The sequence below is a fragment of the Kitasatospora sp. NPDC057015 genome, from assembly GCF_042673745.1.
In the GTDB taxonomy this organism is placed as follows: domain Bacteria; phylum Actinomycetota; class Actinomycetes; order Streptomycetales; family Streptomycetaceae; genus Kitasatospora.
In genome coordinates this window covers 197560-217436 of record NZ_JBHUSG010000012.1, presented here as the reverse complement: position 1 = coordinate 217436, position 19877 = coordinate 197560, and the positions used below count along the sequence as shown (strand labels likewise).

The 19877-nt window shown below is 74.2% G+C and carries 14 protein-coding genes; 10 read left to right on the top strand and 4 right to left on the bottom strand.

Annotation, left to right across the window (positions count from 1 at the left end; genetic code table 11):
- Positions 1 to 28 precede the first annotated feature (28 nt).
- From ACFTWP_RS15155 to ACFTWP_RS15140, 4 genes are all read right to left on the bottom strand, one after another.
- Entirely contained in the window at positions 29 to 2500 is a 2472-nt protein-coding gene (locus tag ACFTWP_RS15155; RefSeq protein ID WP_380264961.1) for a transglutaminaseTgpA domain-containing protein, read from the bottom strand.
- Positions 2497 to 3846 (bottom strand): DUF58 domain-containing protein, encoded by a 1350-nt coding sequence (locus tag ACFTWP_RS15150; RefSeq protein WP_380264960.1) that lies wholly within the window; start codon positions 3844 to 3846, stop codon positions 2497 to 2499. The genes ACFTWP_RS15155 and ACFTWP_RS15150 overlap by 4 nt, the downstream gene beginning before the upstream one ends.
- A 1-nt stretch (position 3847) precedes the next feature.
- A complete protein-coding gene (locus tag ACFTWP_RS15145) occupies positions 3848 to 4810 on the bottom strand; it encodes an AAA family ATPase (protein ID WP_380264980.1) in 963 nt (320 codons plus the stop codon).
- Between the two features lie 470 nt (positions 4811 to 5280).
- The gene (locus tag ACFTWP_RS15140) at positions 5281 to 5862 is read right to left on the bottom strand and encodes a beta-class carbonic anhydrase (protein ID WP_380264959.1); all 582 of its coding nucleotides are present in this window, start codon (positions 5860 to 5862) and stop codon (positions 5281 to 5283) included.
- A 706-nt stretch (positions 5863 to 6568) separates the two neighbouring features.
- Between ACFTWP_RS15140 and rsmH the strand changes: the two genes are divergently transcribed.
- The 10 genes from rsmH to ACFTWP_RS15090 all read left to right on the top strand — a co-directional run bounded on the left by rsmH (position 6569) and on the right by ACFTWP_RS15090 (position 19698).
- On the top strand, positions 6569 to 7543 hold the full coding sequence (gene rsmH / locus ACFTWP_RS15135; protein ID WP_380264958.1) for a 16S rRNA (cytosine(1402)-N(4))-methyltransferase RsmH: 975 nt from the start codon (positions 6569 to 6571) through the stop codon (positions 7541 to 7543).
- Positions 7544 to 7659: 116 nt separating this feature from the next.
- The gene (locus ACFTWP_RS15130) at positions 7660 to 8271 is read left to right on the top strand and encodes a septum formation initiator family protein (protein WP_380264956.1); all 612 of its coding nucleotides are present in this window, start codon (positions 7660 to 7662) and stop codon (positions 8269 to 8271) included.
- The gene (locus ACFTWP_RS15125; RefSeq protein ID WP_380264955.1) at positions 8268 to 10580 is read left to right on the top strand and encodes a penicillin-binding transpeptidase domain-containing protein; all 2313 of its coding nucleotides are present in this window, start codon (positions 8268 to 8270) and stop codon (positions 10578 to 10580) included. The genes ACFTWP_RS15130 and ACFTWP_RS15125 overlap by 4 nt, the downstream gene beginning before the upstream one ends.
- Positions 10581 to 10586: 6 nt before the next feature.
- Positions 10587 to 12293, top strand: coding sequence for a UDP-N-acetylmuramoyl-L-alanyl-D-glutamate--2,6-diaminopimelate ligase (locus ACFTWP_RS15120; protein WP_380264954.1), 1707 nt, complete (start codon positions 10587 to 10589; stop codon positions 12291 to 12293).
- A complete protein-coding gene (gene murF, locus ACFTWP_RS15115; protein WP_380264953.1) occupies positions 12290 to 13714 on the top strand; it encodes a UDP-N-acetylmuramoyl-tripeptide--D-alanyl-D-alanine ligase in 1425 nt (474 codons plus the stop codon). Before ACFTWP_RS15120 ends, murF begins: the two co-directional genes overlap by 4 nt.
- Positions 13714 to 14775, top strand: a complete 1062-nt coding sequence (gene mraY, locus ACFTWP_RS15110) for a phospho-N-acetylmuramoyl-pentapeptide-transferase (protein ID WP_380264952.1) — start codon at positions 13714 to 13716, stop codon at positions 14773 to 14775. Before murF ends, mraY begins: the two co-directional genes overlap by 1 nt.
- Entirely contained in the window at positions 14772 to 16208 is a 1437-nt protein-coding gene (murD, locus tag ACFTWP_RS15105; protein WP_380264951.1) for a UDP-N-acetylmuramoyl-L-alanine--D-glutamate ligase, read from the top strand. The genes mraY and murD overlap by 4 nt, the downstream gene beginning before the upstream one ends.
- A gap of 234 nt (positions 16209 to 16442) precedes the next feature.
- Entirely contained in the window at positions 16443 to 17816 is a 1374-nt protein-coding gene (gene ftsW, locus ACFTWP_RS15100; protein ID WP_380264950.1) for a putative lipid II flippase FtsW, read from the top strand.
- Positions 17817 to 17822: 6 nt separating this feature from the next.
- Positions 17823 to 18929, top strand: coding sequence for an undecaprenyldiphospho-muramoylpentapeptide beta-N-acetylglucosaminyltransferase (murG, locus tag ACFTWP_RS15095; RefSeq protein WP_380264949.1), 1107 nt, complete (start codon positions 17823 to 17825; stop codon positions 18927 to 18929).
- A complete protein-coding gene (locus ACFTWP_RS15090; protein ID WP_380264948.1) occupies positions 18922 to 19698 on the top strand; it encodes a cell division protein FtsQ/DivIB in 777 nt (258 codons plus the stop codon). Before murG ends, ACFTWP_RS15090 begins: the two co-directional genes overlap by 8 nt.
- Positions 19699 to 19877: the final 179 nt, after the last annotated feature.

Here is a 19877-nt window from a genome sequence, read left to right as displayed (position 1 = left end):
CGCCCTCACCCGTGTCGCCGTCCCGCCGCTACTCCGGCGGCCCCTGCGGGTCGCCCTGGCCGGTGTGACCGGAGCGGCCGGGCCGCAGCCGGGCCAGCGCCCGGCGCCACGGGCCGGTGATCGCGGCGGTGGCCCTGGAGCCGCGGTCGCGCACGGCGTCGCGGACGTCGTCCACGCGGTCGGTCGCCCGCCACCACAGTCGCGCCGAGGACGGCGGCAGCAGCAGCGCCCGGGCCCGCCCGGCCCGCTTGGCGGAGGCCCGCAGGCCCGCGCGGGCGGCCCGGACGTCCGGGGCCAGCGGGGCGGCCGGCACGCCGGGCCGGGCGTACAGCACCCGCTCGGTGGCCAGCGCGATCCGCCCGGCGGCGGCCGTGGCGCTCTCGTCCAGCTCGCCCGCCTCGGCGATCCGCCGGGCCGCCGACCGCGGGGTGCGGGCGTCGTCCGGCGGGATGCCGAGGTCCCAGGCGGAGTCGACCAGTTCCTCCCAGGCGGCGAGCACCTGCTGGTCCGACAGGTCCGTCCGGGCGTCCGAGCCGGGGCGCCGCCGGCCGCTCAGCCCGAGCCGCCGGCGGCGCAGCCGGCTGCGCCAGAGCATCGGCGCGGCCAGCAGGCCGACCAGCGCGATCCCGCCGGCGATGCCCGCCAGGACCTGCCAGGACATCCACCAGGACCGCTCCGCGGCCGCCTTGGCGGCGGCCTTGTCCTGGTCGGCGCAGTCGCCGAGCTGCTTCTGCTTGCCGTCGCAGGCGGTGCTGGCGCTCGCCGAGGGCAGCGCGCCGGCGCTCGGGGCGGCGGTGGTCGGCTGCTGGGTCGGGGCGGCGGTGGGAACGGCGACCGGGTCGGTGTAGTCCGGGGTGCTGCCCCGGGTCGGGGTCGGCTCGAAGCGCAGCCATCCGGTGCCCTGGAAGTACAGCTCGGGCCAGGCGTGGTACTCCCGGTCGGTGACCTTGAAGCTCTTGCCGCCCAGGCCCTGGCCCGGCGTGAAGCCGAGCGCCACCCGGGCGGGGATGCCCAGGGCGCGGGCCATCGCCGCCATCGTGGAGGCGTAGTGGACGCAGAAGCCCTTCTTGTTCTCCAGGAAGGTGATGATCGCGTCGTTGCCGGTGCCGCCGGCCACGTCGGTGCTGTACTGGAACCCGCCGGTGCGGGTGAACCAGGTCTGCAGCGCCACCGCCTTGTCGTAGCCGGTGCCCTTGCCTCGGGTGACGTCGGTCGCGATCGTCGCCACGGCCTGCGGGAAGTCGCCGGGCAGCGTCAGGTAGCGCTTGGCGATCGCCTCCGGGACGGGCCCGGCGGTGCGCAGCTGGGCGGCGGTCGGCCGTACGTCCAGGCTGGTCACCTCGTACTTGAGGCCGCGGGTGGTCTGCTTGCCGTCGCCGATGAGGGTCCGGGTGGAGCCCTCGTACCGCCAGTTGCCGGGCGGTGCGGCCTCGGTCACCGGGTAGGGCATCGGCAGCCAGGCCGAGTCCATCCGGTCCGTCACGGTGAACGCGGTCGCGACCGGGTCGGCCGAGACGCTCGGGGCCAGGCCCTCGGGGGTGGGCATGGTGCGGGGGTTGGCGGTGACGTCCTTCGGGCTGAGCTTCCACTCGGTGCCGTTGAACTCGTCGAGCGCGCCGGTGCGCAGGTAGGTGCTGCCGGCGTTGTCGCCCGACATCGTGTAGGTCAGCATCTCCTCGCCGCTGGGCCGGCTCACCTTCGCGGCCAGGGTGACCAGCGGGTCGAGGGTGGTGACCCCGGTGCCGTTGCCGCCGGAGCCCAGCCCGTTGCCGGTGCCGTGCCCGAACGGGCTGTCCCAGTGGCCGATGAACATCGGCAGCACCAGGGCGGTGGCCAGCGCCAGGACGCCGATCGGGTGGCCGTTGTGCGAGAGCCGGCCCCCGCGGTCGGTGCCGCGGGCGCCGCCGTGGAAGACCCGCCCCCAGCGCGAGAGCCGGTCCTGGCCCTCGGCGAGGAGCAGCAGCAGGTAGCCGAAGGCGGCGCACAGGAACCAGAGCCAGGCCCGGCCGTCCTCGTCCGCGAGGCCGGTGCCGACCGAGTACAGGGCGAGCAGCGGCAGGCCGGCCAGCGCCGCCCGGCGGAAGGTCACCGCGACGGTGTCCACCACGACGGCGACCAGCGCCACCGAGCCGACCAGGATCAGCCGCAGCCCCGGCGAGGCGGGCGCCGGGATGGCGTACTCCTGGATGTCCTGGAAGCCCCGGTCGAGCAGGGTGCCGACGGCGTCGATGGCCTGCGGCCCGGGCAGCACGCCGCCGGTCAGCGCGGAGCCGGTGAAGCCGAGCATCAGTGCGTACACCAGCACCAGCAGCTGGCCGGCGGGCACCAGCCAGCGGGGCAGCGGCAGCCGGCGCAGGCCGGCGCCGGCGCCGGCGACGAGGGCGATCAGCAGGCAGGCGTGCAGGTACCAGCCGCTGGAGGTGACCAGCGGCAGCAGGCAGAAGGTGGCCAGGGCGCACGCCAGCGCCGAGTAGACCGTGAGTTTGGCCCGGGGGGTCACGCGTCGGCCTCCTCTCGGTGGGCGGGGGTGGAGCCCGCGCGGTCGGCGGCCCGCCACAGGTCGGGAACGGAGTCGCCGGCCTGCGCGGGCAGCACCGTCCAGCCGGCCTCGCGCAGTTGCCGGACCCGGGCGCGCTGCTCGGCGCCGCCCGTCCCGGGGGCGACCATCCGCAGGCCGGTCCAGGTCTCGGTGTCGATCAGGAAGGCCACGGCGGTGCCGGTGCGCCGGCGCAGCCGGGCGAGCCGGGCGGTCTGCGCCTCGTCCAGCGAGCCGAGGACGGCGACCAGCAGGCCCTCGCCGGCGATCCGCACGGCCTCCTCCCCGCGGGAGAGCGAGCCGCCGTCGGAGAGGTCGACCAGGGCGAGCGCGTCCAGCAGCAGTCCGGAGGCCTCGGCGGGGCTGTTGACGCCGCCCTCCGGGCCCGGCACGGACAGGCCGGTGTCGGTCAGCAGGCGGACCTGGTAGCCGCGTTCCATCAGGTGCACGCCGACCGAGGCCGCGCAGCTGACCGCCCACTCGAAGGAGGAGGCCGGGCCGGTGCCGCGGTGGCCGATCTCGCGGGTGTCCAGCAGGACGGTGGCGCGGGCCTTCTGCGGCTGCTCCTCGCGGCGGACCATCAGCTCGCCGTACCGGGCGGTGGACTTCCAGTGCACCCGCCGCAGGTCGTCGCCGTGCCGGTACTCGCGCAGGATGACGTCGTCGTCCCCGGCCAGGGCCAGGGTCCTGGTGTGGCTCTCGCCCTGCCCGGCCCACTCGCCGCGCAGCCGGACCTCGGGCAGCGGCTGCACCCGGGGGACGACGGTGAGGACGTCGGAGGTCGCGAAGGCGCGGGTGAGCTCGCACATCCCGAAGGGGTCGGACAGGCGCAGTTGCAGCGGGCCGAGCGGGTACTGCCCGCGCAGGTCCGAGCGGACCCGGTAGGAGACCTCGCGGTGGCCGTGCGGCTCGATCCGGTCCAGGACGAAGCGCGGGCGCGGCCCGAGCACGTACGGGACCTTGTCCTCCAGTTGCAGCAGCCCGGTGGGGACCCGCGAGACGTTGTCGACCCGCAGGTGCACCCGGGCCTCCTGGCCGGCCGTCGCCCGGTGCGGGGTGAGCCGGCGACCGCTGGCGACCCGGTAGCGGGTGCGCAGCAGCAGGAGCGCGGCGGCCAGCGGCAGGGCCATCAGCAGCACGCCGACCCGGAGCAGCGCGTCCTGCCCGAGCAGCAGCGCGCAGAGCACCGCGGTGACGCCGGCGGCGAGGAAGGAACGCCCCCGGGTGGTCAGGCCGGCCAGGCCGGTGCGCAGTCCGTGGGGGGCCCTCCCGCCCGCAGCGGTCGGGGGAGGCGAGCCGGACGGAGCCACCTCAGCCCCTCCGGACGGCCGGGCCCTGCGGGCGCGGCAGCGGCAGCCGGGCGACCAGGTCGAGCACGATCTGCTCGGAGGTGCGCCGGCTCAGCTGGGTCTCGGCGGTCGGCATCAGGCGGTGCGCCAGCACCGGGACGGCGAGCGACTGGATGTCGTCCGGGGTGACGTAGTCGCGGCCCTCCAGCGCGGCGGCGGCCCGGGCGGCCCGGACCAGGTGCAGGGTGGCCCGGGGGGAGGCGCCCAGGCGCAGCTCGTGGCTGGTGCGGGTGGCGCCGACCAGGTCGACGGCGTAGCGGCGCACCGGGTCGGCGATGTGCACGGTGCGGACCAGCTCGATCAGCTTCAGGATGTCGGCGGCGTGCGCGACCGGGGTGAGGTCGTCCAGCGGGTTGGCGCCGCCGTGCACGTCCAGCATCGCGAACTCGGCCTCGGGGCTGGGGTAGCCGATGGAGATGCGGGCCATGAAGCGGTCGCGCTGGGCCTCGGGGAGGGGGTAGGTGCCCTCCATCTCGACCGGGTTCTGGGTGGCGATCACCATGAACGGCGAGGGCAGCTCGTAGCTGGTGCCGTCGATGGTGACCTGGCGCTCCTCCATCGACTCCAGCAGCGCGGACTGGGTCTTCGGCGAGGCGCGGTTGATCTCGTCGCCGACCACGATCTGCGCGAAGATCGCGCCGGGCCGGAACTCGAAGTCCCGCTGGTGCTGGTCGAAGATGTTGGTGCCGGTCACGTCCGAGGGCAGCAGGTCGGGGGTGAACTGGATCCGGCGCACGGTGCAGTCCACCGACCTGGCGAGCGCCTTGGCCAGCATGGTCTTGCCGACGCCGGGCACGTCCTCCAGCAGCAGGTGGCCCTCGGCGAGCATCACGGTCAGCGCGATCCGGACGGCCTCCGGCTTGCCCTCGATGACGCTCTCGACGGACGCGCGGACGCGCTCCACGACGGCGCCCAGCTCGTGCAGTCCGCCGCGCTGGAAGCTCTCGGGCTGCCGGTCGCCCCCACGACCGCTCTGACCGGCCTGATCGTATGTGCTCGTCACCCGTACGCTCCCTGGCATTGCGCCCTCATCCCGAAGGCGGCCCCCACCCCGTGACTGACGCGGCGTACCCGGGTGCGGTTCCGGTCGGAACGGCGCACCCGCACCACCTGCGGCCAGGCCGCCCCAGGTGGTGCGGGGTCAGGCCTGCCGTCGCATTCTTCCCTGTTCGGCGGCCAGAAGTCACCCTCCGCCCTCGCGGGCGGCCGCACGGGAGGGACGGGGCGGGCGACAAGAGCGCAGTGTCCCGGTTCGTCCCCGCAAGATTCCCCGCCGGGCCCGGTGACCTTGCCCGATCGGCCGCCCGGCGCCGGCCGGGCGGCGCGGCCGGGTGCTGCGGCGCGGGCACGGGAAAGGGCCCGGACGGCGCTGGCCGGGCCCTCGACGACGGGGGACTAGTGGATCTCGCGGAGCAGCCCGGTGTGGACGTCGAAGACGAAGCCGCGGACGTCGTCGGTGTGCAGCAGGAAGGGCGAGGTGCGCACCCGCTGCATGGACTGGCGGACGTCGCCGTCCAGGTCGACGAAGGACTCCACGGCCCACTGCGGGCGCTGGCCGACCTCCAGCTCCAGCTCGTGGCGGAAGTCCTCGGTGAGGCCGAGCAGGCCGCAGCCGGTGTGGTGGATCAGCGCGATCGAGCGGGTGCCCAGGGCGCGCTGGCTGATGGTGAGGGAGCGGATGGTGTCGTCGGTGACGACGCCGCCCGCGTTGCGGATGACGTGGGCGTCACCGAGTTCGAGGCCGAGCGCCGCGAACAGGTCGAGCCGGGCGTCCATGCAGGCCACCACGGTGACCTTCTGGACGGGGCGGGCGTCCATGCCGCCGTCGCGGAAGTCGACGGCGTACGCGCGGTTCGCGGTGACGAAGCGGTCGATGATGTCGGGGGTGCCCGCTGCCGTCGGGGCGCCGTCGGCGGGGACGGTGGTGGTCGCAGCGGCAGCGGCGGTCGGCGAGTGCCGGTCGGGGGTCACTGTCATAGCCCCGACGTTAGTGCGATTCGGGCGTCCGCGGTGAGGTGAGCGGCCCTCTGACCGGCCGGCTGTGATCGAGGGCATACCGCCGGCAGCGGGAACGGCCGGCGGTGTGCGGCGGTCTGGGGCGGATTGTCCGGATCCCCGTCCGGCGCGTGACACCCGGCGTGGCACCCGGCGTGGGCGGCCGTCCCGGGGCGCCGCCGGGCCCGGCGCGCTCCGTCCGGGCGGGCCGTCCGCGGACGTGCCGGAGGAGGTCGGCGGCCTGCGGGAATCCGTACCGCCGCCCGGGTGGCGCGCCGTCGCGGGCCATTGACGGGCAAGGTGTCCGCGATAGAGTTTGCGGCGCAGTGCAGCACAACCGCCGAGCACCGTCAACCGGGCCTTTCGGCCTTCCTGGCGGCGTCGGTGCGGCGTACGCAGCCCGCGGCCTCCTCCCGCTCCGTGTCACCTGGCGCACCTTCCCCGGTGCCGGGCGGTCACACTCTTCCCCAGTGAGCGGGCGGGGACCACGGGCGGCGTACGGGCCCCGTGCGGTGGGCCGGGCGCGGAGTGGGCCAAAATGGTCCCAGTCTCCCCGCGCCCCGGGCCCCTCCTCGCCGATGGGCCCCTCGTCCCCCGGTCTCCGGCCGGGGGCGCCCCCGCCCGACGTCGGGCGGGAGGACGGGGCAAGGAGGGAGGCTTCGCACCGAGGAAGGGCGCCACAGCGCACATGAGCACCAACGACCCGGCACCGAAGCACGTCCCGGTAATGCTCCAGCGGTGCATGGACGCGCTGGCCCCGGCGATCTCGGCCCCCGGAGCGGTGGTGGTGGACGCCACCCTGGGCCTCGGCGGGCACAGCGAGGCCCTGCTCACCCAGTTCCCCGAGGTCAGGCTGGTCGCCGTCGACCGCGACCCGGCCGCGCTCAAGCTGTCCGCCGAACGCCTCGCCCGCTTCGGCGAGCGCGCGACCCTGGTGCACGCCGTCTACGACGAGATCCCCGAGGTGCTGGAGCGCCTGGGCATCCCGCGGGTCCAGGGCGTCCTGTTCGACCTCGGCGTCTCCTCGATGCAGCTGGACGAGGCCGAGCGCGGCTTCGCCTACGCCCAGGACGCCCCGCTCGACATGCGGATGGACCAGACCCGGGGGCTGAGCGCCGCCGAGGTCCTGAACACCTACAGCCACGGGCAGCTGGCCCGGATCCTCAAGGTCTACGGCGAGGAGCGGTTCGCCGGGAAGATCGCCTCGGTGATCCTGCGCGAACGCGAGAAGGAACCGTTCACCAACAGCGCGCGTCTGGTGGAACTGGTGAGGAACGCCATCCCGGCCGCCACCCGGCGCACCGGCGGCAACCCCGCCAAGCGGACCTTCCAGGCGCTGCGGATCGAGGTCAACGGCGAGCTGGAGGTGCTGGACCGGGCCGTGCCGGGGGCGCTCGACGTGCTCGCGGTGGGCGGACGGATCGTGGTGATGTCCTACCAGTCGCTGGAGGACCGCCTCGTGAAGCAGTACTTCGCGGCGGGCGCCACCAACACCGCGCCGCCCGGGCTGCCGGTGATCCCCGAGGAGCACCAGCCCTGGCTCAAACTGATCACCCGCGGGGCCGAGCAGGCCACCGAGGAGGAGATCGAGGAGAACCGGCGTGCCGCGCCCGTGCGACTGCGGGTGGCGGAGAGGATCAGGGACCGGGGCAACCGGCGCTGACCAGCGCGGGGGCGAGCAGACGACACGACGGACGCGGGGGCGAGGAGAGCGTGGTGCCAGTGGCCGGCGGCGGGACCCGCCCACCAGCGGGGCAGGTCCGGGGGAGCGGTGCCGGGATGCTTCCCGGGCAGGGCGGCGCCGCCCGGATCACCGTCCGCCCGGGCCGGCGGCCGGTCCGCGGCCGCACACCGTTCGCCGTCCTGGTGGTGCTGCTGCTCACCGGCGGCCTGCTCGGCCTGCTGGCGCTCAACACGGCGCTCAACGAGGGCTCCTTCGAGCTCTCCCGGCTGCAGCGGCAGACCACCGTGCTGACCGACCAGCAGCAGACCCTCCAGCACCAGATCGACCAGGGTTCGGCCCCGGACGCGCTGGAGCGGCGGGCCCGCGAGCTGGGGATGGTGCCGGCCGGCGGCCCGGCCTTCCTCCAGGACGACGGCAAGGTGCTCGGCAAGCCCGGGCCGGCCCAGGACAACCCGCCGGTCAAGCGCTCCGGCGCGGAGCCCTGGCAGCTCCAGCCCGGCGTTCCGGCACCCTCCCCGGCCCCGGCGCCGGCCGCCCCGGCCCCCGCGCTGTCGCCCGCCCCGGGGTCGTCCACCGCGCCGCCGGCTCCCGCCCCGGCGGCCCCGGCGCCGTCGGCCGGCGCGACCGGGGACACCACCGTCCAGATCAACCCGGCAGGCCCGGCCACCCGGCCCGCGCCGAGCCCGAGCGGAGGCCCGGCCCGATGAGCACGCCCCGTCAGCCACCCCGTGGATCGGGCGACGGCAAGCCCGCCCGCGCCTCCGACGGCCGCCCGCGGGCGCAGGCGCCCCGGGCTCCCCGGGCGGCGCAGCCTCCGCAGGCCCGTCGCGCCGAGGGGCGGACGCAGGACGGTCAGTCGAAGCGGGCCCAGCCGAAGCCCGCCCAGCCCAAGTCCGCGCAGCCCAAGTCCGCGCAGCCGAAGGGGGCGCAGCCGAAGCCGGCGCAGCCCCGGGCGGCCGGGACCGCCCAGCGGAGGGCGGCCCGCCCCGCCGCCGGCGGGGCCTCGGCCAGGCCGTCCGCCAAGTCACCCGCCGGGCCGTCCGCCAAGTCACCCGCGAAGCCGCCCGCCAGGGCGCAGTCCAGGCTGCGTTCGGGCCCCGCCGGGCCCCGCCCGCCGGCCCGGCCGCCGACCCGCACGATCCGGCTGGCCGACCCCCGCAAGCGGCTGCGCTTCGTCACGGTGGTGCTGTCCCTGGTCTTCTCGGTCTTCGCCGGCCGGCTCGTCCAGCTCCAGCTGATCGACTCCGACGCGCTGGCCGCCGACGCGAACACCAACCGGTACCAGGTCGTCCCGCTGACCGCCGAGCGCGGCTCGATAACGTCCTCCGACGGCGTCGCCCTGGCCACCACCGTCGACGCGTACGACATCACCGCCGACCCGCAGATGTTCACCCCGGAGTCGACCGGGCTGCCCGACGCGCCCGAACAGGCGGCCGCCCTGCTGGCGCCGATCCTCGGCGTCTCCAAGGAGCAGCTCGCCGCCGACCTGCACACCCCCAAGACCCGCTACAAGCGCCTCGCCACCCAGCAGACGCCCGACGCCAAGAACCAGATCAGCGACCTCAAGTCGGCCCTGGACAAGAAGGCCGGCAGCAAGGCCTGCACGGCCCAGAAGGCCCAGTTGAAGCTGCCCGCGGACAAGGGCGGCCGCACCCGGGTCGACAACGAGTGCGCCAACCCGCTGGCCGGCGTCTTCAACCGGGAGACCCAGCGCCGGGTCTACCCCTCGGACGGGCTGGCCGCCAACCTGGTCGGCTTCGTCAACGCCGAGGGCGTCGGCGCCGGCGGCCTGGAGCAGCAGTACCAGGCCGAGCTGGCCGGCAAGGACGGCCGCAGCAGCTACGCCCAGGCGGGCGGCCGGCTGGTCCCCACCGCCGGCGGCTCCACGGACGCCGCGGTGCCCGGCACCGACCTGCGCCTGACCGTCAACCGGGACATCCAATGGGCGGCCCAGCGCGCCATCACCGACCAGGTGTCCAACGCCGGGGCGGAGAAGGGCTACGTCGTCGTCCAGGACGTCAGGACCGGCCAGGTGCTGGCGATGGCCACCTCGCCCGGCTTCAACCCCAACGACCTGGCGTCGGCCAAGGCCGGACAGCTGGGCAACGCGGCCGTGCAGGACGCCTACGAGCCCGGCAGCACCGCCAAGCTGATGACGATGGCCGCGGTGCTGGACACCGGCAAGGCGACCTGGGACACCCATGTGACCGTCCCGAACACCCTGCAGCGCGCGGACCGGGTCTTCCACGACGACGTGGACCACGAGACCTGGTACCTGACGCTGGCCGGGGTGCTCGCCAAGTCCTCCAACATCGGCACCATCGAGGCCGCCGAACAGCTCGGCGCCACCCAGCCTGAGGCCAACCAGGTGCTCGGCGGCTACCTGCAGAAGTTCGGCATCGGCCAGCCCAGCGGGCTGGGGTTCCCCGGCGAGACCCGCGGCATCCTGGCCAAGCCGGAGGACTGGAAGGGCTCGCAGCAGTACACCATCCCGTTCGGCCAGGGCCTGTCGGTGAACGCGCTGCAGGCCACCTCGGTCTTCTCCACCATCGCCAACGGCGGCGTCCGGGTGGCCCCCAGCGTCGTCCAGGGCACCACCTCGCCGGACGGGAAGTACACCCCGGCCGCGCCCGGCGCCCAGAGCCGGGTGGTCAGCGAGCAGACGGCGAAGACGCTGACCGAGATGCTGGAGTCCGTCGTCACCGACGAGCAGGGCACCGGCGGCAAGGCGGCGGTGCCCGGCTACCGGGTGGCCGGCAAGACCGGGACGGCCAACCGGGTGGACCCGAAGACGGGCCGGTACTCCGGCTACACCGCCTCGTTCATCGGCTTCGCGCCCGCCGAGCAGCCCCGGGTCACCGTCTCCTGCGTCATCCAGGACCCGGTGAACGGCCACTTCGGCGGCCAGCTCTGCGGGCCGGTGTTCAAGCAGGTGATGGAGTTCAGCCTGAAGACCCTCCAGGTGCCGCCGAGCGGCAGTGAGGCGCCCAACCTGCCCGTCGACTGGAAGCCGTGATCAACGATGATCCCCGAGCCCGACCGCGCCGAGAACCCGTCGGACCCGAGCGCCGCCCCGCGCCCGGCGGCGCCCGGCGAGCCGAGACCGAGCGGGGGAACCGGGCGGTTTGGCCCTGGACGCCCTTCGGCCGATAGCCTGCCCGCCGTGCCGAAACCCGATCAAATCACCGTGAGCCCTCCCCGCCCCGAGCGGGTGGCGGCGCTGCCGCTGCCCGAGGTGGCCCGCCTGCTGGGCCTCGACCCCCTCGAAGGCGGGCCGGTCACCGGCGTCACCCACGACTCCCGCGCGGTGCGCGCCGGCGACGTGTACGTGGCCTTCCCCGGGGCCAACCACCACGGTGCCGCCTTCGCCGCCCAGGCCGCCGCGGCCGGCGCGGTCGCCGTGCTGACCGATCCGGCCGGCGCCGAGCTCGCCGCCGGCGCCGGTGTCCCGCTGCTGGTGGTGGACCGCCCCCGGGCCCGGATGGGCGAGCTCGCCGCGGCCGTCTACGGCCACCCGTCCGAGCAGCTGCTGACCATCGGGCTGACCGGTACCAACGGCAAGACCACCACCTCCTACCTGGTCGAGGGCGGCCTGCTCGGCGCCGGCCGGGCACCGGGGGTGATCGGCACGGTGGAGATGCGGGTCGGCGCCGAGCGGATCAAGAGCGAGCGCACCACCCCCGAGGCCACCGACCTGCACGCGATCCTCGCGGTGATGCGCGAGCGCGGCGCCGACGCGGTGACGATGGAGGTCTCCAGCCACGCGCTGGTCTTCGGCCGGGTCGACGGCGTGACGTACGACGTCTCGCTGTTCAACAACCTGACCCCGGAGCACCTGGACTTCCACCCGGACATGGAGGACTACTTCCAGGCCAAGGCCCGGTTGTTCCAGCCCGGCAAGTCCCGGGCCGGCGTGGTCAACGTGGACGACGCGTACGGCCGTCGGCTCGCCGCCGAGGCGGCCATCCCGATGACGACCTTCTCGGCCACCGGCGCGGCCGGCGCCGACTGGCGCGCGGTGGACGTCCAGCTCGGGCCGGTCGGCTCGACCTTCCGGGTGCTCGGGCCCGGCGGCGCGGCGGCCGACGCCTCGGTGCCGCTGCCCGGACCGTTCAACGTGGCCAACGCGCTCGCCGCGATCACCCTGCTGGTGACCGCCGGGCTGCCGCTGGAGCGGGCCGTCGCCGGCATCGCGGCCGTCCCCGGCGTGCCGGGCCGGCTGGAGCGGGTCGACGCCGGGCAGCCGTTCGTCGCGGTGGTCGACTACGCGCACAAGCCGGACGCCCTGCAGGCCGTGCTGACCTCGCTGCGCGAGGTCACCAAGGGCCGGCTGCACGTGGTGGTCGGCTGCGGCGGCGACCGCGACCCGCACAAGCGCGCCCCGATGGGCGCCATCGCCGCCCGGCTGGCCGACACCACGGTGCTGACCAGTGACAACCCGCGCAGCGAGGACCCGTTGGCGATCCTCGCCACCATGCTCGGCGGCGCCGCAGGCGTCCCGGAGGGGGAGCGCGGCGCCGTCCTGGTCGTCCCCGACCGGGCCGAGGCGATCGCCGACGCCGTCGCCCGCGCGCACGCCGGCGACACCGTGCTGGTGGCCGGCAAGGGCCACGAGCTCGGCCAGTACGTACGAGACGAGATCCGCCCCTTCGACGACCGGGAGGTCCTCCGGGACGTCATCGCCCGCTCGTCGGCCGCCCGGGGCACCCGAGGAGTGGAACAGCCGTGATCGCACTGACCCTGGCCGAGGTGGCCGCCGCTGTCGGAGGAACCCTGGTGGACGGCGCCGACCCGGCCGCCCGGGTGACCGGCCCGGTCGAGTACGACTCGCGCAACGTCCGGCCCGGCGGGCTGTTCGTGGCCTTCGCGGGCGAGCACGTGGACGGCCACGACTACGCCGCCCGCGCGGTGGCCGCCGGCGCCGTCGCGGTGCTGGCCGCCCGCCCGGTCGGCGAGCCCGCCGTGCTGGTGCCGGACGTGCTGGACGCCCTCGGCAAGCTGGCCCGCACCGTGGTGGGCCTGGCCGACGCCACCTCGGTGGTGGCGCTGACCGGCTCCGCCGGCAAGACCAGCACCAAGGACCTGATCGCGCAGCTGCTGAGCCGCCGCGGCGAGACGGTCTTCACCCCGGGCTCGCTGAACAACGAGATCGGGCACCCGATGACGGCGCTCAGGGTCGAGCCGACCACCCGTCACCTGGTGCTGGAGATGGGCGCCCGGCACAAGGGCGACATCGAGTACCTGACCGCCATCACCCCGCCGGTGATCGGCCTGGTGCTCAACGTCGGCACCGCGCACGTCGGGGAGTTCGGCTCCAAGGAGGCGATCGCCGAGGCGAAGGGCGAGCTGGTCGAGTCGCTGCCGGCCGAGGGCGTCGCGATCCTGAACGCCGACGACCCGCTGGTGCGGGCGATGGCCTCGCGCACCAGGGCCCGGGTCCTGCTGTTCGGCGAGGCCGGCGACGCCGACGTACGCGCACAGGATGTTCGCCTGGACTCCACCGGACGGCCATCGTTCACGCTGACCACCCCGGCCGGTTCCGCGCCCGTACAGCTGCGCCTGTACGGTGAGCACCACGTCTCGAACGCCCTCGCCGCCGCTGCGGTGGCGATGGAGCTCGGGCTGTCCGTCGACGACACCGCCGCCGCCCTGGGCGAGGCGGGTGCGCTGTCCCGCTGGCGCATGGAGGTCGTCGACCGGGCCGACGGTGTCACGGTCGTGAACGACGCCTACAACGCGAACCCGGACTCGATGCGGGCCGCGCTGCGGGCGCTCGTGTCGATGGGGGGCCGCGGTCCGGGGCGCCGCCGTACCTGGGCGGTGCTCGGCGAGATGCGGGAGCTGGGCGAGGAGAGCTTCGCCGAGCACGACGCCATCGGGCGGCTCGTGGTCCGGCTGGACGTCACCAAGCTGGTGGCGGTCGGCGGACGCGAGGCGGCCTGCATGGAACTGGGCGCGAGGAACGAAGGTTCGTGGGGTGAGGAGTCGGTGCTGGTGTCCGACGCGGACGCGGCGGTCGAGCTGCTGCGCAGTCAGCTGCTGCCAGGGGACGTGGTCCTGGTGAAGGCCTCCCGTTCGGTGGGTCTGGAGAAGGTCGCCGAGGCACTGCTCTCGGACGGCACGCAGTCGACGGACGGTGCTGCCCTGTGATGAAGCAGATTCTCATCGCGGGCATCATCGGCCTGGTGCTGTCGCTGCTCGGCACCCCGGCGCTGATCAAGGTGCTGGCCAAGCGCGGCTACGGCCAGTACATCCGCGACGACGGGCCCAAGGCCCACCACAGCAAGCGCGGCACGCCCACCATGGGCGGCATCGCCTTCATCCTGGCCACCCTGATCGCCTACGCCGCGACCAAGGTGATAGCCGGGGAGAGCCCCACCGCCTCCGGGCTGCTGGTGCTGTTCCTGACGGCCGGTCTGGGCGTGGTGGGGTTCCTCGACGACTACATCAAGGTCGTCAAGCGGCGCTCGCTGGGCCTGCGGGCGAAGGCGAAGCTGCTCGGACAGTCCTTCGTCGGCCTGGCCTTCGCCGTGCTGTCGCTGCAGTTCAGCGACAGCCGGGGGCTCACGCCCGCGTCCCAGCACCTGTCATTCGTGCACGACTTCAGCTGGTCGATCGGCCCGGTGCTGTTCGTCATCTGGGCCTACTTCATGATCGCCGCGATGTCGAACGGCGTGAACCTGACCGACGGTCTGGACGGCCTGGCCACCGGCGCCTCGGTGATGGTCTTCGGCGCCTACGTCTTCATCGGCGTCTGGGAGTACGGCCAGAGCTGCGCCTACGCCATCTCCGCGACGGCCAACTGCTACGACGTGCGCGACCCGCTCGACCTCGCGGTGGTCGCCTCCGCCCTGATGGGCTCCTGCTTCGGCTTCCTGTGGTGGAACACCTCGCCCGCGAAGATCTTCATGGGGGACACCGGCTCGCTCGCCCTCGGCGGCGCCCTGGCCGGCCTGGCGATCTGCTCGCGCACCGAGATCCTGCTGGCCCTGCTCGGCGGCCTGTTCGTGATCATCACCCTGTCGGTGATCATCCAGGTCGGCTCGTTCCGGATGACCGGCAAGCGCGTCTTCAAGATGGCCCCGCTGCAGCACCACTTCGAGCTCAAGGGCTGGAGCGAGGTCCTGATCGTGGTCCGGTTCTGGATCATCCAGGGCCTGTGCGTCGCGGTCGGCCTCGGACTCTTCTACGCAGGATGGGTCACCGGATGACCGTCAACCCCGACTGGACCGACCTGCCGGTCGTGGTGGCCGGCCTCGGCGTCTCCGGCATCAGCGCCGCCCGCGTCCTGCACGGCCTCGGCGCCCGCGTCACCGTCGTGGACGGCGGCTCCGGAGCCGGGCTGTCGGCCCGCGCCGCCGAACTGGAGACCCGGGGCGTCGCCGTACGCCTCGGCGACGGCGACAGCCTCCCCGAGGGCACCCGGCTCGTCGTCACCTCGCCCGGCTGGCCGCCGAACAGCCCGCTGTTCCTGGCCGCCGACGCCGCCGGCGTCCCCGTCTGGGGCGACGTCGAACTCGCCTGGCGCCTGCGCCGGCCGCTGCCCGCCACCGGCGAACCCGCCCCCTGGCTGGCCATCACCGGCACCAACGGCAAGACCACGACCGTCCAGATGCTGGCCTCGATCCTCACCGCCGCCGGCCTGCGCACCGCCGCCGTCGGCAACGTCGGGGTCTCCGTCCTGGACGCGGTGCTCGCCGACGAGCCGTACGACGTGCTCGCCGTCGAGCTCTCCAGCTACCAGCTGCACTGGGCGCCCTCGCTGCGCCCGCACTCGGCGGCCGTGCTCAACCTGGCCCCCGACCACCTGGACTGGCACGGCTCGATGGAGGCCTACGCGGCCGACAAGGGCCGGATCTACCAGGGCAACCTGGTGGCCTGCGTCTACAACACGGCCGACCCGGCCACCGAGGCGCTGGTCCGCGAGGCCGACGTCGAGGAGGGCTGCCGGGCGGTCGGATTCACGCTGGGCGCCCCCGGCCTCTCCGAGTTCGGCGTGGTCGACGGCCTCCTGGTGGACCGCGCCTTCGTGCCCGACCGGCAGAAGAACGCCGCCGAACTCGGCTCGGTCGAGGACGTCCACCCGCCGGCCCCGCACAACATCGCCAACGCCCTCGCGGCGGCGGCGCTGGCCCGGGCGTACGGGGTGGACCCCAAGGCCGTCCGCGAGGGCCTGCGGGCCTTCCGGCCGGACGCCCACCGGATCGCCGAGGTCGCCGTCGTCGAGGACGTCACGTACATCGACGACTCCAAGGCCACCAACACCCACGCCGCGGCGGCCTCGCTGGCCGCCTACCGGCCGGTGGTCTGGATCGCCGGCGGGCTCGCCAAGGGCGCGGCCTTCGACGAGCTCGTCCAGGGCGCCGCGGGCCGGCTGCGGGCCGCCGTCCTGATCGGCGAGGACCGCGCGCTGATCCGGGACGCCCTGACGCGACACGCGCCGGATGTGCCCGTGATCGAGGCGGCCGAGGGCCAGACTGGCGCGGTGGCGATGGCCGAGGTGGTCGACGCGGCCGCCGGACTCGCCCGACCGGGTGACACGGTGCTGCTGGCCCCGGCCTGCGCCTCGATGGACATGTTCACCAACTACGCCGAGCGCGGCGACCTGTTCGCGGCGGCGGTACGGGAGCGGGCGGCCCGGTAGCGGCCCGGACCGGGCCCCGCGGGGCGACGGCCGGCGAACCGGTTTCCGTTCGGCAGGCACCGGTGGGCGTCCGGCACGAAGGGTCCGGCGAACGGGCCGAAGGGGTGCGCCGGTGCCGAAGGGGAGAAGGGCCGAGGTCCCGACGGAGGAGGGGCCGCAGCGCCCGCCGACCGTCGGCACCGGACGAGAAGCGCCCCCGGAGGCGAGTGAGCCACGAATCAGAGGGGAGCGTGCGTGGTGGCGGGTCAGGGCAAGGGCGGGACGGCGGCCCCGCCGGAGCGGGGCGACTCGCCGCTGAAGCTGATCTCGGCCACCACCACGACCTTCAAGTCGGCCGGGCCGCTCGCCCGGCTGCGGGCCTTCCGGGCCCGGCTGCGGTACACCCTGGACCGCCCGCTGACGCCGTACTACCTGATCCTCGGGGCGGCGCTGCTGCTGGTGGTGCTGGGGCTGGTGATGGTCTTCTCCTCCTCCCAGATCCTGGCGCTCGGCCAGCACCGCTCGGCGCTGTTCTACTTCCTCAAGCAGCTGGTCGCCGTGCTGCTCGGCACCGCCCTGCTGGTGACCCTCGCCTGGCTGCCGGTCGCGGTGCTCCGGGTGATCGTCTACCCGCTGATGTTCGGAGTGATCGGCGCCCTGGCGCTGGTCGCCGTACCGGGCATCGGGGTGGAGGTCGGCGGCAACCGGAACTGGCTGGACTTCGGCTTCTTCCAGGTCCAGCCGTCCGAGTTCGCGAAGCTCGCGCTCGTGCTGTGGGCCGCCGACCTGCTGGCCCGCAAGCAGAAGACCGGCATGCTCGACCAGTGGAAGCACCTGCTGATCCCGCTGGTGCCCGGGGCGCTGCTGCTGCTGATGCTCATCATGCTCGGCGGGGACATGGGCACCGCGATGATCCTGGTGGCCATGCTGTTCGGCCTGCTCTGGATGGTGGGCGCCCCGCTGCGGCTGTTCGTGGCCACCCTCGGGGTGGCCGTGGTGGCCTGCACCGCGCTGGTCGTCACGGTGCCGCACCGGGCCGAGCGGCTGTCCTGCATCGGGGTCACCCGGCTCGACGCCAACGGGGCCTGCTTCCAGGCCCTGCACGGCGTCTACTCGTTCGCGCTGGGCGGCCCCTTCGGCTCCGGACTCGGCGCCGGCGTCGAGAAATGGGGCCAGCTCCCCGAGGCCCACACGGACTTCATCTTCGCCGCGACGGGCGAGGAACTCGGACTGGTGGGGACGCTGTCGGTCATCGGACTCTTCGCGGCACTAGGCTACGCGGGTATCCGTGTGGCCATCGGTGCGAAGGACCCCTTCGTCAGGTACGCCGCGGGAGCCGCCACCACCTGGATCATGGCGCAGGCCATGGTCAACCTGGGGTCGGCGCTGGGACTGCTGCCCATCGCGGGCGTCCCGCTCCCGCTGTTCTCCTACGGCGGTTCCGCCATGCTGTCGGCCATGTGCGCCATCGGTGTGCTGCTCTGCTTCGCACGCAGCACACCGGGGGCTCAGGCGGCCCTGGCCGCCCGGACCACCAACTCCCGGCTCAGGACACGACTGGCCCGGGTGCTGCCACGACGACGAACCACAGCACGCCCGGCCTCCCGGCCGGCGCGCAGGGAGCGGTGAATTTCGGTGCATGTCGTACTCGCCGGCGGGGGGACCGCCGGTCACATCGAGCCGGCCCTCGCCCTCGCGGACGCCCTCCGCAGGCACGACCCGTCCATCGGGATCACCGCCCTGGGCACCGAACGCGGCCTGGAGACCCGTCTGGTGCCCGAGCGCGGCTACCAGCTGGAGCTGATCCCGGCCGTGCCGCTGCCCCGCAAGCCCACCCCCGAGCTGATCACCGTGCCGGGCCGGCTGCGCGGCACCGTCCGGGCCGCCCAGGAGATCATCGAGCGGGTCAAGGCGGACGCCGTGGTCGGCTTCGGCGGCTACGTCGCGATGCCCGCCTACCTGGCCGCCAAGCGCGCCGGCGTGCCCATCGTGGTGCACGAGGCGAACGCCCGCCCGGGCCTGGCCAACAAGATCGGCGCGCGGTACAGCGACTTCGTCGCGGTCTCCACGCCCGACAGCAAGCTGCGCGACTCCCGGTACATCGGCATCCCGCTGCGCCGCACCATCGCGACCCTGGACCGCAACGCGGCCCGCCCCGAGGCCCGGCAGTACTTCGGCCTCGACCAGCGGCTGCCCACCCTGCTGGTCTCCGGCGGCTCGCAGGGCGCCCGCCGGCTGAACGAGACCATCCAGACCATCGCCCCGCGCCTGCAGCAGTACGGCGTGCAGATCCTGCACGCGGTGGGCCCGAAGAACGAGCTGCCGACGGTGGACGACATCCCCGGGATGCCGCCGTACCGGGTGCTGCCGTACGTGGACCGGATGGACCTCGCGTACGCGGCGGCCGACCTCATGCTCTGCCGGGCCGGCGCGATGACCGTGGCCGAACTGGCGGCGGTCGGGCTGCCGGCCGCGTTCGTCCCGCTGCCGATCGGCAACGGCGAGCAGCGGCTGAACGCCCAGCCGATGGTCAAGGCGGGCGGCGGCCTGCTGGTGGACGACGCCGAGCTGTCCCCGGAGTGGGTGCTGGGCAACGTGCTGCCGGTGCTCACCGATCCGCAGCGGCTGTGGGACATGAGCCGGGCGGCCTCGGAGTTCGGCCGCCGGGACGCGGACGACCTGCTGGTCGGCATGGTGTACGAGGCCATCGAGGCAGCCCGGGGTGGTCGCCGCCGTGGCTGACGGCCCGCCCGGCGCCGGTGCGTTCGAGGAGGAGGAGGCCGAGGAGTTCGCTCCCCGGCTCCGGCTCTCCCGGCGCGGCTTCACGGTGCTGGGCGTGCTGGTCGCGGCCGTCCTGGGCACGGTGTCCTGGCTGGTCTTCTTCTCCTCGGTGCTCGACGTGCGGAGCGTCTCGGTGCAGGGCATGCGGGACGACCGGCTGACGGCCGACCAGGTCCGCCAGGCGGTGGGCGGGCTCGGCGACGGGCCGCTCGCGCGGGTGGACCTGGCGGACGTCGAGCGGCGGGTCAAGGCCATTCCGCGGGTGGCCGACGCCGAGGTCTGGCGCGGCTGGCCGCACACCCTGCGGGTCAAGGTCGAGCAGCGGCGGCCGGTGGCCGCCGTCAAGGGCGAGGACGGACAGTTCACCCAGGTGGATGCCGGTGGGGTGAGCTTCGCCACCGAGCCGACCGCCCCCGCGGGGGTGCCGGTGGTGGAGCTGCAGCTCAGTCAGCAGGCGAACGATGTCATCGAGGTGATCACCCGCCAGCAGCTGGTCCAGGGCGCCGTGACGGTGGCCGCGGGCCTGCCTGAGGAGGTCGCCAGGCGGGCCGGAGCCGTCCTGGTGCACAGCTACGACGACATCCAGCTGCAGCTCAGCGGTGGTGGGACGGTCCGTTGGGGGAGTCCGGACCGGACCGAACGCAAAGCCAGGGTGCTGACGGCCCTGATGCACCAGAAGGCGTCGAATTACGACGTGAGTGTGCCGGAGGCGCCTGCGTTGTCCGGATGATCCGGTAGGTTTCTGCATACGAGAGTTTCGGCGGTCACCCCGGTTTCCCAGGCCGGTTGATGATCACATAGGCTCAAAAGAAAAAAGGGAAGCTCGGCGTGTTCGTTGAACACGGGCCCGCCGCGACCTAGTGTCCTGTGTCACCAGGCTGTGTCCCACGGTGATGTGACAGAGGCGCA